This window comes from Flavobacterium sp., assembly GCF_021151785.1.
Classification (GTDB): Bacteria; Bacteroidota; Bacteroidia; order Flavobacteriales; family Flavobacteriaceae; genus Flavobacterium.
Genome location: NZ_JAGKWP010000022.1, coordinates 14,627 through 28,150, shown reverse-complemented (window position 1 = coordinate 28,150; position 13,524 = coordinate 14,627). Strand labels below are relative to the sequence as shown.

The following is a 13,524-nucleotide window of genomic DNA, read 5'->3' as shown; positions in this document are numbered from 1 at the left end:
ATTTAATTCAAGAAATATATTGTCACCTTCAATTTTTTTAACGTAAAAATTAACATCATTGAATAAACCAAGCTTCCATAATTTTTTAACAGCTTCACTAATTTCACTTCCAGGAATTCTAATTTTACTACCAACTTGTAGTTCAGTAAATGTAATTACTGTTTGTTCATTGTAAGATACCTTTCCAGTAACTTCAATGCCTGCTAAAGTATATTCTTTTCCTTTTTCTAATTGTGTTTCTTGTGCCTTTGATTGAAACAATCCACCTAACAATATAAAGGCAAATAAAAATACTAATTTTCTTTTAAACATGTTTATTATTTAATTTGTTCGCTGGTTTTACCAAATCTTCTCTCTCTGTTTTGATAACTAATGATGGCTTTGATTAGTTCTTCTTCTTTAAAATCAGGCCAAAGTACTTCTGTGAAATAAAATTCCGCATAAGCAATTTGCCAAAGTAAGAAATTACTAATTCTATGTTCTCCACTTGTTCTTATAACTAAGTCAACATCAGGTATGTTTTGCGTGTAAAGATGCTGATTAATAATTGATTCATCAATAGTATCAATTGAAATTATATTATTTTTAACTTTTTCTGAAATGTTTTTAACAGCATTTATGATTTCATCTCTAGAACCATAGCTTAATGCTAGTGTTAAAGTCATTTTAGAATTATTTTTAGTTTTGTCAATTACTTCAAGTAATTCTTTTTTTACACCAGTAGGAAGTGAATTAAGATTACCAATTGCATGAAGTTTAATGTTGTTGTCTTGGAGTGTTTTTAATTCTTTTTTTAATGAACTGATTAATAACTTCATTAAAATTTCAACTTCCAATTTTGGTCGGTTCCAATTTTCGGTCGAAAAAGCATACAGGGTCAAATATTCAATACCTAATTTAGCACAAGCTTCAACGGTTGTTCTCACAGACTTAGTTCCGTTTTCATGACCAAAAGCTCTTAACTTTCCTTGTTGTTTAGCCCATCTTCCATTACCATCCATGATGATAGCAAGGTGTTTAGGTAATTTGTCTTTATTTATTTCGTTTTCTAAATTCATTTTAATCGGCACAAAAACATGGATTTTTACCAAAAGTATATGTTAGTGTAATACCACTAAATACATACCAATCTTTACTATTTAAATTTCCAAATTTTAAGGTTTCGAAATTTTTATTTTTAGGATTACTGCCATCTAAATTATCAGTAAATGTATATCTAGCCCCTATTTCCATTCCTAAAACCCATTGTTGGGCAATTTTAGCTTTTACACCCACTGTCATTGGAATCGCCAATGAGTAACTTTGATAATCTTTCTTACTTTCTTTATTTAAAACATAGGTTTCATTGTAAATAAAAGTCGATATTCCAGTGTAAACATAAGGAGAAAAGGCAAAATCCGATTCATGAAGGTCAAAGTTTAAAAAATTAAACTCTAATCCAGCTGAAAACTCTTTAACTGAGTTTTCAATTTTAAATCCTCTTAGTTTTCTGTTAGGTGCTTGACTCTCTAAATCATTAGACTCTATTTTTCCCTGAAAATAGGAAAATCTGTAAGAATGTCTTTTGCTTTTATTCCATTTATATATTGCACCAAAAGCGAATTTACTAGGAGCAATATAGTCAGTAGGACCAACATCACCTATGTAATTGATGCCTCCAGTAAAAATACCAATTTCATGAATTTGAGCATGAGAATTAATAACAGAAAACAAAACAATTATGTATAAAAATAGTTTCTTCATTTTTTTAATAGTTTGCAAATATAATAATATTGAAATACTAACCATCCTAAACCAGTTATTTTTAGTTGTAAGATGTATAAATAACGAAGAAAGTATATAAATGTTATGTTAATTGCGTTTATCTTCTCCCCAAAGCAGTTTCTTTCTAATGGTTTTTAAAAAGCGTTCTTCTTTAAATTCAACTATGTGAATGTAAAAGGGAGCTTTTTTTATTGATAAAAGAGTTTCGTTTGAAACCGAAGTTATTCTAGAATCCATAGAAACAAGATATTGTTCTTCTCTACCTGTTACTCTTAGTTTAATTTCTACATCATCGGGAATAACTAATGGTCTAGCAGTTAAAGTGTGTGGGGCGATTGGAGTGATGGTAAAGCAATTTGCGGTAGGCATTAATACTGGTCCACCGCAACTTAATGAATAACCAGTAGAACCTGTAGGAGTAGAAATGATTAATCCATCTGCCCAATATGCGTTCAGATATTCATCGTTGATGTAAGTCTCGATGGTAATCATTGACGTAGTGTCTTTTCTGGATACGGTAATTTCATTGAGCGCAAAATCAATTTTAGTAATATCATCATTTTTTGGAGTAGCTTTAATATTTACTAGTGCACGTTTTGAAATATTATATTCTTTGGTGTGAATTTTTTCTAGAAAAAAAGCAATATTTTCTTCTTGTATTGTAGCTAAAAAACCTAATCTTCCTGCGTTTATACCAATTATTGGGAGGTTGGAATCTCGAACAAAAGTGGCCGCTCTTAGTATTGTTCCGTCTCCACCAATACTTATTAAAAAATCAAAATTATCTTTCAAATCCTCATGGTTCGAGAATGTTTTGATGCATGGATTTGCAAATCCATTTTCAAGCAACTTTTTTAAAAATGGGTCGTATATTAAAATTACATCTGATTTTTTAGTCAAGAAATCGATGACTTTTTCAACAATTTGATGTGTGTTGTTTTGATAATATTGTCCGAAAATAGCTATTTTCATAAGATTGTAATTTCAATAAGACTTAAATGCTTAAATATTTATCTAAATAATCTGAACGCTCTTTTAAACTGTTTAAGTAAGAATCTTCTTGGTGTTCTGATAAGATGGTGTAATTGTATCTTCTAAACGTTTGAATGATTTCATTAAAGTTATTCAAAGTTGTTTTAACCGTAATTTGAGTAGTTTCACTATCTGAATAAGAAATAAATAATCCTAAAATTTTTGCATCATTACTTTCTATGATTTGAGTAATTTGACTAAAAGTAAAATCATTCGTGTTTTTTTCAATTACAATTATTCCTCCATTTTCTTTTATAAAAGTGGTTTCGTTTAAAAAATGCAACACGTCATCTAGTTCATAAAAACCTAGGTATTGATTTTTTTCATCTAAAATGGGTAGGATATTTGTGTGGTTCTTTGAAAATTCTTCAAAAACATCAAACCAATTCATTTTTTCTCTTACAAAAAAACGATGTAATCCATATTTGTGTTCATTGATGGAATCTGTACTAGTATACATTTCTGCTTCATCTCGTCCAATTGAGCCAATAAAAACATCATTTTCAATTATTGGAAAATGCGTGTACTCAAAATCTAAAAAAATATTTTGAACATCTACAATGAAGTCGTTAGATTGAAGTGGTTCTACTTGGTTGTTAATGAAGTCTTTAATTTCGGTCATTTTTTTACTTTTTCAATGCTTATGCAAAATAACTAAAAAATAAGGAAATGTGTTGGTTTGTTTTCTATTTTTGTAAAAATAATAAATTGTTATGACTAAATTATCCGTAAATATCAATAAAATTGCTACTCTAAGAAATTCAAGAGGAGGTAATGTGCCTAGTGTATTACAAGTAGCTAGAGATGTTCAAAAATTTGGTGCTCATGGAGTTACTGTTCATCCAAGGCCTGATGAAAGACATATCCGATATCAAGATGCAAGAGATTTAAAAAATGTGGTTTACACAGAATATAATATAGAAGGAAATCCACAACATAATTTTATAGATTTAGTATTGGCTTGTAATCCAACGCAAGTGACCTTAGTTCCGGATGCTATTGGTGCTTTAACTTCAAATGCAGGATGGAATACGGTTAAACATAAAGATTACTTAAAAGAAGTGATTGGTATTTTTAAAAGTCACGGTATTAGAACTTCTATATTTGTTGATCCTAATGTGGCTATGATAGAAGGTGCAAAGGAGACGGGTACAGACCGAATTGAATTGTATACTGAAAGTTTTGCGCATGAATTTGGTCTAGGAAATTTAAAGGGTATTGAGCCTTATGTTCAAGCAGCAATTAGAGCTAATGAGTTAGATTTAGGTATTAATGCAGGTCATGATTTAAGTTTAGATAATATTCGATTTTTTAAGGAAAATATTCCAGGATTATTAGAAGTGTCTATTGGACATGCTTTGATTTGTGAGTCTTTGTATTTAGGCTTGGAAAATGTAGTGAATATGTATTTGCAAAAATTGAAATAATATGTTAGTTCATTCTAGAATTGAAGGAGAGGGACAGCCTTTTTTAATTATCCATGGGTTTTTAGGAATGTCTGATAACTGGAAAACGTTAAGTCAACAGTTTGTTGAACTCGGTTATCAAGTGCATAGTTTAGATATGCGAAATCATGGCAAAAGTTTTCATGATAATGCATTTAATTATGAAGTCATGGTTCAAGATGTAAAAGAATATTTAGAATATCATCAACTAAACAATATCGTCTTATTAGGTCATTCTATGGGAGGTAAAATTGCCATGCTATTTGCCACGACCTACCCTGATATGATTGAAAGATTAATAATTGCTGATATTGGTCCTAAATATTATCCGCCTCATCATCAAACTATATTGAAGGCATTAAATGCTGTTGATTTTTCTTTGAAACCAACTAGAAATGAAGTGGAAACAATTTTATCTACCTTTATTCATGATTTTGGGACACGACAGTTTTTATTAAAAAATTTATATTGGAAGGAGCCAGGACAATTGGCTTTTCGATTTAATCTTGCTGTTTTTAATGAAAAAATTGGAGAAATTGGAGCGGCATTACCAATTAATCATACGTTTCAAGGAGAGGTATTGTTTTTAAGAGGAGAATACTCGGAATATATATTAGATGCTGATTTTGAAACTATATATTTTCATTTTCCAAAGGCTAAAATTGTAACTATTTCAAGCGCAGGACATTGGTTGCATGCTGAAAATGCTAAAGACTTTTTTTGTGAAGTTGAGAATTTTTTAAACTAATTATTATGAACGCATAATATTTTTGTTAAAAAAATTGTAATATTCATAATTTGTGTTAATTTTGATGTTTATAGAAACAAAAAAATAAACTAACATTATTCAAATTATGAGAAAATTATTTTCTTTATCATTATTGACTTTAGTTTCTGCTTCTATGTTCGCGGGTGGATATAGAGTTAGTATTCAGGGTCAAAAACAATTAGCTATGGGGCATACCGGGGTAGCTGTTGTTAATAGTGCAGAGGTGGCCTTTTTTAACCCTGCTGGGATGTCTTTTTTAGATAAGAAATTTAACTTGTCTGTTGGAGCTAACGCGTTAGTTGCAAAAACTAGATTTCAAAATTCTACTTATAATTGGCAAGCTGCGACCGACAACTTAGGAACTCCGTTCAGTGTTTATGCAACATACAAGTTGAAAGATTGGGTTTCTGTTGGTTTAGCTGTTTATACACCTTACGGTTCTGCAGTAGAGTGGGATAAAGGTTGGCAAGGAGCTCACTTAGTAAACAATATTGATTTGAAGGCAATTTTTGTTCAACCAACGGTTTCATTTAAAATTGGAGATGTATTTAGTGTGGGTGGAGGACCTATTTATGCTAATGGATCTGTGACGTTTAATAGAAATGTAACGCCTAATCCATTATTAGGAGATACAAATGTAAATCTTGAAGCTAAAGGAATTACAGCTTGGGGATATAATGTAGGTTTTATGTTTAAACCTATGAAAGAAATTACTTTAGGATTTGATTATCGTTCAGAAATTACTATGAAAGCTAGAGGTGGTAATGCAACTTATAATTATGAAGGAAATGCTATTGCACCTTTAAATCCAGCATTATCTAACGGTACTTTTAATGCTGATTTACCACTTCCTGCTGAAATTACTGCTGGTTTATCTTATAGACCAAATGACAAATGGTTATTTGCTTTTGATTTCAATCATACCAAATGGAGTATATATAAAGCCTTAGATATTACTATATTTAATCAAAGTCCAACCCCAGTTTTATCTGAGAATTTGAGAAATTATAAAAACTCAAATACCTATCGTTTTGGAGCACAATACAAAGCATCAAATAAATTCACAGTTAGAGGAGGATGGTATTTTGACGAGAGCCCTGTACAAAATGGATACTTTGCTCCTGAAACGCCAAGAAATGATTCAAATGGTTACACTGGTGGTTTGACTTATCAAATTAATGACAAATTAGGTATTGATTTTTCGTTCCTTTATCTACATTTCAATGAGACTAATAACTCTTATGATTATTATGATGATCCAACTACTACTACAGGATATACAACTTTTGGTGGTACTTATAAATCATCTGTGTTTTCTCCAGGTATTGGTATAACTTATGGATTCTAATTTTAAACTGACAAAAATGAAAAATAAATATATTTTATTATCAGCTTTAGCAATTGGTTTTGCTAGCTGTGAACCAGAATTTGAAAATGCAGTTGATGCAAATTATACGGCGGGTGAAGCGAATTTTTCCTCTTATGTAGCATTAGGAAATTCACTAACTGCAGGTTATATGGATGGAACGGTTTCCAGAGGAAGCCAAGTAAATTCTTATCCTAATTTGTTAGCACAACAATTTGCATTAGTAGGAGGAGGTGAGTTTACTCAACCTTCATACGCGGATGATGTTAATAATTTAGGAGGATTAATGTTAGGAGGAAATCCGATTGGAAATACCCGATTAGTTATTGATGCTTCTCAAGGGAGGCCAGAGACAATTGCAGGTGCTTCTACAATCGAAGTGTCTAATTTGCAAGCTAAAGCATTCAACAATATGGGGGTTCCAGGAGCAAAATCTTTTCATTTATTAGCTTCAGGTTATGGAAATTTAGCTGGAGTGTCTATAGGACAAGCTAACCCTTATTTTGTTAGACATGCTACAACTCCTTCTGCTACTGTTTTGCAAGATGCAATGACTAAGAATCCAACTTTCTTCACTAATTGGATTGGTGCTAATGATGTTTTGGCTTATGCTACTAATGGAGGGGCTACTAGTAATGGAAATACCGCAGCGGCAGATCATAATATTACTGGTAATTTGAATCCATCAACCTATGGAGGAAATGATATTACCAATAGTAATGTTTTTGCTAATGCATATTCCACAATATTGAATACTCTAACAAATAATGGAAGTAATACCGTAATAAAAGGTGTAGTTTGTACTATCCCAAGTGTAACTTCAATTCCTTATTTTACAACAGTTCCTTATGCTCCTCTAACCCCATCAGCTTTAGGAGGCTCTACGAATATTAACGCGTTAAATACTCAATTATATGGTCCGTTAGATGCTATTTTTACGGCTTATGGTGAGCCTAATCGTATTAATCCATTGTCATCAACTTCTGCAAATCCAATTTTAATTACAGATGTAGATGCTGTTGATAGAAGTGCGCAAATTACTGCTGCTTTAACACCAACTTTGGGAGCGCCAACTGCTACAGCTTTCGGGGCAATTTTTGGTAAAGCACGTCAAGCAACTTCCGCTGATTTAATTGTCTTACCTGCTTCTTCTGTTATTGGTTCAACTAATACTTCAGCACCTTCACCTGTTAATATTAATGGTGTTTCTTATCCAATGGCAAACAAATGGGTTCTTACAGCTAATGAGCAAGCAAAAGTTGCATCAGCTACTACTGCTTATAATAATATTATTACGGGATTAGCAACGACAATAAATACTAATGCAGGTCATACCGTTATTGCTGTTGCTGATATGAACGCAATTATGAATCATTTAGTGACTGGATTGAGAACAGAAAATGGTTCTTTCTATACAGCAAATTATTTTAGTGGTTCAGCTAATGAAGGTGCTGTGTTATTCTCACTTGACGGAGTGCATCCAAACGCTAGAGGTTATGCTGTAATCGCTAATGAAATAATTAAAGTAATCAATAGAGAATTTAAAGCAAATTTACCTTTGAAAAACGCTTCTAATTATCCAGGAATTAATATCGTTCCGGTAAACTAGTAACATAAAAAATAGTTAAGGCGCCTTAAATAGGCGCCTTTTTTGTTTATATTTACCACCGAAAAAATATAAAGCATGAAAAATCTTTTAATTAAATTACTTATTTCAACGATTTTGATAATCGTGATTTCTCATTTTTTAGGTATTCGTGTAGATGACTTTGCCTCTGCTATAGTTACAGCTGTGGTTTTGTCTTTGTTGAATACGTTTATAAAGCCTATTTTAGTTATGTTGACTATTCCAGTCACTTTTTTTACTCTAGGCCTATTTTTGTTAATTATCAATACTATTATGGTGTTGGCGACAGATTATTTTGTGGATGGATTTAGTGTCCCTTCCTTTTTTACTGCCTTTTTGTTCAGTATCATTCTGTCTATGAGTCAGTCCGTTTTAAATAAAATATTTGTCGATTAAGTCTAAAATTTATTAGATTGAAATTCAATAGATTAAAAACTTGTTTGGGTTCTAAAAAATGTATAATTTTGCAACCCGAATTTTATAGTACAAAAAATAAGAAAAAATGAATATTACAAGAGAACAGGTAGATGCGTTAAATGCCATCGTTAAAGTTGCAGTTGCTAAAGAAGACTATACAGAAAAAGTAGAAAAAGTATTAGCAGATTATAAAAAAAATGCTTCTATTCCTGGATTTAGAAAAGGTGCTGTGCCAATGAGCTTGATCAAAAAACAATATGAGAAAGCAGTAATGGCAGATGAAGTAAACAAACTTTTACAAGAGTCTTTAAATAACTATTTAGTAGAAGAAAAACTAGATATACTAGGAAATCCATTGCCTAAAGTAACTGAGGATTTTTCTTGGGATGCAGAAGAATTAACTTTTGAATTTGAATTAGGTTTAGCTCCTGACTTTAAAGTAGATTTATCTGCAAAAAATTCAATCATTGACTATAAAATTATTGCTGATGAAGCTTTATTGGATGAGCAAGTGGAGCGTATTCAAAAACAATACGGTAAATTAATACCTCAAGAGGTTGTAGCAGAAGGGAATGAAGTTAAAGGAACTTTTGTTAATGAAGAAAAAGGAATAAACAATACAACAGTTGTAACTAGCGATATCTTCAAAGATAAAAAAGCAGCAAAGGCTTTAGTGGGTAAAAAGATTGGTGATGTAGTTACTTTTAAAACAAAAGGCTTGTTTGATGATGATCATAAATTAATGGATTACTTAAAAGTAAATCATGATGATGTTCACGGATTAGATGTTGAGGTTCAATTTACGATTGAAGGAATTGATGCTGTTGAAAAAGCGGAGTTAAATCAAGAATTATTTGATAAATTATTTGGTGAAGGTGCAGTAACTTCTGTAGAAGATTTAAAAGCAAAAATTAAGGAAGACGCTGAAGCGCAATTTGCACAACAAGCTGATCAAAAATTCTTAAATGACGTAACTGATTTCTTAATCGAGTCTACAAAGTTTGATTTACCAGCCGAATTCTTGAAAAGATGGATTCAAACTGTTGGAGAAACACCTTTAACTCCAGAGCAAGCTGAAGAGGAATACGCAAAATCAGAAAAAGGATTGCGTTATCAATTAATTGAAAACAAGGTAATTGCTGAAAATGATTTACAAATTCAGTTTGAAGAATTAAAAGATTTTACTTCTGGTTTAATCAAAAGACAAATGGCTCAATTTGGACAATTAAATCCTTCGGACGAAGAAGTAGATGGAATTGTAGCAAGAGTATTATCAAATCAAGATGAAATCAAACGAGTTTCAGACCAAGTGATGAGTCAAAAAATGTTAAGTTTATTCAAAGACAAAGTGAAAGCTAAAGTAAAAGAAGTAAACTATCAAGATTTTATCAAAGCTATGTATGGTGAAAACTAATTATATTTTTTAGTATATTTGAGCGTCAAATCTTTTTGGTTTGGCGCTTTTTGTTTAAATGTATAATCATCTAGTTATCAAGAAAATATGAATTTCGGAAAAGAATTTAAAAAGTATGCTACGAAACACCATGGAGTGAATAGTATTTATTATGATAAGATTGTAAGCAAGATTACACCAATAGGACAGCCAATCGGGATGACACCTTATATCATGGAAGAACGTCAATTAAATGTTTCTCAATTAGATGTTTTCTCAAGATTGATGATGGACCGAATTATTTTTCTTGGAACAGGTATCGACGATCAAATAGCCAATATAGTACAAGCGCAATTGTTGTTTTTAGCTAGTGTAGATGATTCAAAAGATATTCAAATCTATATTAATTCACCTGGAGGAGGTGTGTATGCAGGATTAGGAATTTATGATACCATGCAGTTCATTAAACCAGATGTTGCAACAATATGTACTGGTATGGCCGCTTCAATGGGAGCCGTTTTATTGTGTGCTGGTGCAGACGGAAAAAGAAGTGCCTTGCCTCATAGTAGAGTTATGATTCATCAACCTTTGGGGGGTGCACAAGGGCAAGCCTCTGATATTGAAATTACAACAAGAGAAATTTTGAAATTGAAAACAGAATTATATGAAATCATTTCAAAACATTCAGGACAATCAATGGAAAAAGTTCATCATGACAGTGATAGAGATTACTGGATGATTGCTTCAGAGGCAAAAGAGTATGGAATGATAGATGAAGTATTAACTAGATAATATAAATGAAAAGTTAGTATAATAAACCTAGTTTATGTTCTAACTTTTATGTTAAAAAAATGGCAAAAGAAATAGTAGAGTGTTCATTTTGTGGTAGAAAAAAACCAGAAACCAATCTTTTAATTGCAGGAATTAATTCTCATATATGTGATCGTTGTATTGAACAAGCACACGGCATCGTTTTAGAAGAGTTAAAGCAAACTAATCGATCAGAAGCTTTTAATGATTTAGTTCTTAGAAAGCCAAAAGAAATAAAGGCTTTTTTAGATGAATATGTTATTGGGCAAGAGCAAACTAAAAAAGTGCTTAGCGTAGCCGTATATAATCACTATAAGCGTTTATTACAGTCGGTTCAAAACGATGAGGTGGAAATAGAAAAAAGTAACATCTTGGTTGTTGGTCAAACAGGAACTGGAAAAACATTGGTTGCTAAAACTATTGCTAAAATGTTGAATGTTCCATTAGCAATTGTAGATGCAACTGTTTTGACTGAAGCGGGTTATGTGGGAGAAGATGTAGAAAGTATATTAACCAGATTGTTACAAGCAGCTGATTATGATGTTGCAAAAGCTGAACGAGGTATTGTGTTTATCGATGAAATCGATAAAATAGCACGAAAAAGTGATAATCCTTCGATCACAAGAGATGTTTCAGGTGAAGGTGTTCAGCAAGCTTTATTGAAATTATTAGAAGGTTCTGTAGTAAATGTACCGCCAAAAGGAGGTAGAAAACATCCTGATCAGAAATTTGTTGAAGTAAATACTCAAAATATTTTATTTATTGCAGGAGGAGCTTTTGATGGTATTGAGCGCATTATTTCTAAGCGTTTGAATCAACAAGCAATTGGATTCAGCTCGGCTAATAATGTGGACCAGATTGATAAACAAAACTTATTGCAATATATTATTCCTAAGGATGTAAAAGAGTTTGGTTTAATTCCTGAAATTATAGGAAGAATGCCAGTTCTATCTCATATGGATCCATTAGACGCTCAAACCTTAAGAGCTATTTTAACTGAGCCCAAAAATGCTTTAATTAAGCAATATCAAAAATTGTTTGAAATGGATGGGGTAGATTTTTCAATTGATAATGAAGCTCTAGACTTTATAGTTGATAAAGCATTGGAGTATAAATTAGGAGCAAGAGGATTACGTTCATTGTGTGAAGCTATTTTAACCGATGCGATGTTTGAATTGCCAAGTTCAAGTGAAAAAGAACTTCATGTTTCTAAAGAATTTGCAGCATTAGCATTGACAAAAAATTTGTTGAAGCGTCTTGAAATAGCCTCTTAATTTCTGTATTTATTCATAACCATATAAAACATAAAAACGCCCTTTTTACTAATTAAAGGGCGTTTTTATTAAGTCTTATTTCATGGCTAACAAGCTTTCAAGATAGGTTCTCTCGTTTGAAAGTCTTGGTACTTTGTGTTGTCCTCCCAATTTGTCATTTGCCTTAAGCCAATCATAGAAAAGATGTTCTCGAGCTATGTTAATTACAAGTGGATTTAAAGTCATGTTATTATAGCGTTTAGCTTCATAGTCAGAATTTAATTCTTGAAGCATTTTGTCAAGAGTTTGACTAAATTTTTCAAGATCAACAGGTTGTTTTTTGAATTCTATTATCCATTCGTGTGCTCCTTTTGACTTTTCTGTCATAAAAATAGGGGCAACAGTATAATCAATTACTTCACAATTTAGTATTTCACAGGTTTTAGCTATGGCTACATCTGTGTTTTCAACCATTAATTCTTCACCAAAAACATTAATATGGTGCTTTGTTCTGCCGGTTACTCTAATTCGATACGGATTAATAGAGGTGAATCGAACGGTGTCTCCAATCATATAACGCCATAAACCAGAATTAGTGGTGATAATTAAAGCATAATTTTTATTCAATTCTACTTCACTTAATGGAATGGTTTTTTGTTCTATTTTTCCAAAAGTATCCATAGGAATAAATTCATAAAAAATACCATAATCTAGCATCAAAAGTAATTCATTAGAATGGTTCAGATCTTGTAAAGCGAAAAAGCCTTCAGACGCATTGTAAATTTCATAATATTTGAAAGTTTCTTTTGGAAATAGCTTCTTATATTGTTCTTTGTATGGATCAAAACTTACGCCGCCATGAAAATAAACTTCGGCATTGGGCCAAATTTCAAGTAAGTTATTTTTTCCAGTGGTTGCCAAAGCATGATTTAAGAGTACCATCATCCAGCTAGGTACTCCGGCTAAACTAGTTACGTTTTCTTGTATACTTTCTTTGATAATAGCAGGTAGTTTGGTTTCCCAGTCACTCATAAGAGAAACTTTATTACTTGGTGTAGAACTGAATTCTGCCCAAATAGGCATATTGTCAATCAAAATGGCCGACAAATCTCCAAAAAAAGTATTGTTATTTTCATATAATTGTTTGCTACCTCCCAACCGAAGGCTTTTGCCAACAAATAATTGTGAATCTTCATTATTGTTTAAATATAAGGCTAATAAATCTTTACTAGCTTTATAATGATTGTTTTCTAATGCTTCGTTACTAACAGGAATGAATTTGCTCTTTGCATTAGTTGTACCACTAGATTTAGCAAAATATTTAATATTGGTGTTCCAAAAAACGTTTTGTGCTCCTTGTCTGGTTTGTTCAATATAAGGTTCTAATTCTTCGTAGGATGAAACAGGAATTCTTTCACTAAAAGTTTTGTAATTCTTAATGCTTGAAAAATCATATTTCTTGCCAAGTACGGTTTGCTCTGCTTGTTTTAATAAACCAAATAACAATTCTTCCTGAACTTCATGAGGATATTTTAAAAATAACTCAATTTGATGAATTCTCTTTTTTAAAATCCATGAGGCGATAGAATTTATAATTGGTAATGGCATAAGTGAAACCTTCTTTTTATCTTTACCAAAAATAATAAAA

At 31.6% G+C, this 13,524-nt stretch carries 13 protein-coding genes and 1 pseudogene; 8 read left to right on the top strand and 6 right to left on the bottom strand.

Annotated elements, in window-relative coordinates:
- The 5 genes and pseudogenes from QZ824_RS03890 to QZ824_RS03870 all read right to left on the bottom strand — a co-directional run.
- A pseudogene (locus QZ824_RS03890) lies at positions 1-312 on the bottom strand (outer membrane protein assembly factor BamA); the annotation flags it as partial.
- Positions 313-317: 5 nt separating this feature from the next.
- The gene (locus tag QZ824_RS03885; RefSeq protein ID WP_291274719.1) at positions 318-1,058 is read right to left on the bottom strand and encodes an isoprenyl transferase; all 741 of its coding nucleotides are present in this window, start codon (positions 1,056-1,058) and stop codon (positions 318-320) included.
- A gap of 1 nt (position 1,059) precedes the next feature.
- A complete protein-coding gene (locus QZ824_RS03880) occupies positions 1,060-1,743 on the bottom strand; it encodes a DUF6089 family protein (protein WP_291274718.1) in 684 nt (227 codons plus the stop codon).
- A gap of 108 nt (positions 1,744-1,851) precedes the next feature.
- Positions 1,852-2,736 carry an NAD kinase gene (locus tag QZ824_RS03875; RefSeq protein WP_291274717.1) on the bottom strand — a complete coding sequence of 295 codons (885 nt, stop codon included), beginning with the start codon at positions 2,734-2,736 and terminating at the stop codon, positions 1,852-1,854.
- A gap of 22 nt (positions 2,737-2,758) precedes the next feature.
- Positions 2,759-3,418 carry a CBS domain-containing protein gene (locus QZ824_RS03870; protein ID WP_291274716.1) on the bottom strand — a complete coding sequence of 220 codons (660 nt, stop codon included), beginning with the start codon at positions 3,416-3,418 and terminating at the stop codon, positions 2,759-2,761.
- Positions 3,419-3,509: 91 nt separating this feature from the next.
- Between QZ824_RS03870 and QZ824_RS03865 the strand changes: the two genes are divergently transcribed.
- From QZ824_RS03865 to clpX, 8 genes are all read left to right on the top strand, one after another.
- Positions 3,510-4,223: a pyridoxine 5'-phosphate synthase gene (locus QZ824_RS03865; RefSeq protein WP_291274715.1), complete on the top strand. Its 714-nt coding sequence runs from the start codon at positions 3,510-3,512 to the stop codon at positions 4,221-4,223.
- A 1-nt stretch (position 4,224) separates the two neighbouring features.
- Positions 4,225-4,989: an alpha/beta fold hydrolase gene (locus tag QZ824_RS03860; RefSeq protein WP_291274714.1), complete on the top strand. Its 765-nt coding sequence runs from the start codon at positions 4,225-4,227 to the stop codon at positions 4,987-4,989.
- A gap of 106 nt (positions 4,990-5,095) precedes the next feature.
- The gene (locus QZ824_RS03855; RefSeq protein ID WP_291274713.1) at positions 5,096-6,358 is read left to right on the top strand and encodes an outer membrane protein transport protein; all 1,263 of its coding nucleotides are present in this window, start codon (positions 5,096-5,098) and stop codon (positions 6,356-6,358) included.
- A 16-nt stretch (positions 6,359-6,374) separates the two neighbouring features.
- Entirely contained in the window at positions 6,375-7,985 is a 1,611-nt protein-coding gene (locus QZ824_RS03850; protein ID WP_291274712.1) for a G-D-S-L family lipolytic protein, read from the top strand.
- 75 nt (positions 7,986-8,060) lie between these two features.
- Positions 8,061-8,399 carry a phage holin family protein gene (locus QZ824_RS03845; protein WP_291274711.1) on the top strand — a complete coding sequence of 113 codons (339 nt, stop codon included), beginning with the start codon at positions 8,061-8,063 and terminating at the stop codon, positions 8,397-8,399.
- Positions 8,400-8,505: 106 nt separating this feature from the next.
- On the top strand, positions 8,506-9,834 hold the full coding sequence (gene tig, locus QZ824_RS03840) for a trigger factor (protein ID WP_291274710.1): 1,329 nt from the start codon (positions 8,506-8,508) through the stop codon (positions 9,832-9,834).
- 87 nt (positions 9,835-9,921) lie between these two features.
- On the top strand, positions 9,922-10,605 hold the full coding sequence (gene clpP / locus QZ824_RS03835; protein ID WP_291274709.1) for an ATP-dependent Clp endopeptidase proteolytic subunit ClpP: 684 nt from the start codon (positions 9,922-9,924) through the stop codon (positions 10,603-10,605).
- Between the two features lie 59 nt (positions 10,606-10,664).
- Positions 10,665-11,897, top strand: coding sequence for an ATP-dependent Clp protease ATP-binding subunit ClpX (gene clpX, locus QZ824_RS03830; RefSeq protein WP_291274708.1), 1,233 nt, complete (start codon positions 10,665-10,667; stop codon positions 11,895-11,897).
- A 75-nt stretch (positions 11,898-11,972) separates the two neighbouring features.
- Here the strand turns inward: clpX and QZ824_RS03825 are convergent, their stop codons facing one another.
- The gene (locus QZ824_RS03825; RefSeq protein WP_291274707.1) at positions 11,973-13,484 is read right to left on the bottom strand and encodes a GH3 auxin-responsive promoter family protein; all 1,512 of its coding nucleotides are present in this window, start codon (positions 13,482-13,484) and stop codon (positions 11,973-11,975) included.
- Positions 13,485-13,524: the final 40 nt, after the last annotated feature.

Bases quoted from the DNA above. Each gene is read 5' to 3' on its own strand.
- QZ824_RS03870 (WP_291274716.1), bottom strand. From the start codon at position 3,418: ATGACCGAAATTAAAGACTTCATTAACAACCAAGTAGAACCACTTCAA.
- QZ824_RS03845 (WP_291274711.1), top strand. From the start codon at position 8,061: ATGAAAAATCTTTTAATTAAATTACTTATTTCAACGATTTTGATAATC.
- clpX (WP_291274708.1), top strand. From the start codon at position 10,665: ATGGCAAAAGAAATAGTAGAGTGTTCATTTTGTGGTAGAAAAAAACCA.
- QZ824_RS03860 (WP_291274714.1), top strand. From the start codon at position 4,225: ATGTTAGTTCATTCTAGAATTGAAGGAGAGGGACAGCCTTTTTTAATT.
- QZ824_RS03865 (WP_291274715.1), top strand. From the start codon at position 3,510: ATGACTAAATTATCCGTAAATATCAATAAAATTGCTACTCTAAGAAAT.
- QZ824_RS03850 (WP_291274712.1), top strand. From the start codon at position 6,375: ATGAAAAATAAATATATTTTATTATCAGCTTTAGCAATTGGTTTTGCT.
- tig (WP_291274710.1), top strand. From the start codon at position 8,506: ATGAATATTACAAGAGAACAGGTAGATGCGTTAAATGCCATCGTTAAA.
- QZ824_RS03855 (WP_291274713.1), top strand. From the start codon at position 5,096: ATGAGAAAATTATTTTCTTTATCATTATTGACTTTAGTTTCTGCTTCT.
- QZ824_RS03880 (WP_291274718.1), bottom strand. From the start codon at position 1,743: ATGAAGAAACTATTTTTATACATAATTGTTTTGTTTTCTGTTATTAAT.
- QZ824_RS03875 (WP_291274717.1), bottom strand. From the start codon at position 2,736: ATGAAAATAGCTATTTTCGGACAATATTATCAAAACAACACACATCAA.
- clpP (WP_291274709.1), top strand. From the start codon at position 9,922: ATGAATTTCGGAAAAGAATTTAAAAAGTATGCTACGAAACACCATGGA.
- QZ824_RS03885 (WP_291274719.1), bottom strand. From the start codon at position 1,058: ATGAATTTAGAAAACGAAATAAATAAAGACAAATTACCTAAACACCTT.
- QZ824_RS03825 (WP_291274707.1), bottom strand. From the start codon at position 13,484: ATGCCATTACCAATTATAAATTCTATCGCCTCATGGATTTTAAAAAAG.